We start from the raw sequence: 873 nt of genomic DNA on the forward strand, positions 1-873 counted from the left end.
CATCAGGGAACGCCTATCGGGATGGCATGTTCCTATGCAAGTTAGCCTCTGCGCATACACTGCATCCGGCAGGACCTCATCAGGGAACGCCTATCGGGATGGCATGTTCCTATGCAAGTTAGCCTCTGCGCATACACTGCATCCGGCAGGACCTTGCACAGGGCAGTCGGAATGGTGTTGAAGCGGTAGATCCTTGCGATCGAAGATATCTATGTGCCTGTGAAACGACGCCAAACGCTGGATCGGGGAAAGGTTGAAGCCCTTGCAGAGAGCATGATGGAAAAGGGTCAGGAAGTGCCCATTCTCGCGCGGCCTAATGGTAGCCGCTTTGTCTTGGTTGAGAGACTCCATCGCCTGGAAGCCTGCAAGGCGCTCGGAGAGCCAACTGTCTTCGTCTTTCTGGTTCGGGCACGTAGGTATTAATCCACCCTATGATGTAGAACCAAAGAAGGCATCCGAGCTACCAAGATCGCTAAATTCTCGAAATGTTGTGATGCTATTATCCCCTTGACGGAACTACTGGCTACCAGTACCATTATGACCATGCAGACCGTCATCCAGACATCTACCTTCCTAGCAGACGCCAAGGCAGCGGGGCTGGACGATACTGAGCTTGCCGAGATTTCCGCAACCATCGCCACCAACCCTCTTATCGGGGACATCGTCCCAGGGACGGGAGGCGCTCGAAAGATCCGGTTCGGGGGCAAGGGCAAAGGCAAGTCTGGTGGGTATCGGGTGATAACCTACTATGCAGCTGAGGACGTGCCTGTGTTTCTCTTGGCGCTGGTCGATAAAGGCCAAAGAGCCGACATTAGCCAGGCCGACAGGAACGCCCTCCGTGAAATCCTTGGCACCCTTGCGGATGAGTATCGC

At 54.9% G+C, this 873-nt stretch carries 1 protein-coding gene; it reads left to right on the top strand.

Annotation, left to right across the window (positions count from 1 at the left end):
- Nucleotides 1-543: 543 nt before the first annotated feature.
- On the top strand, nucleotides 544-873 hold a 330-nt coding region (locus ACXJKO_RS31865), incomplete at its 3' end, for a type II toxin-antitoxin system RelE/ParE family toxin (protein WP_457094992.1).

The organism is Microvirga sp. P5_D2, assembly GCF_054049475.1.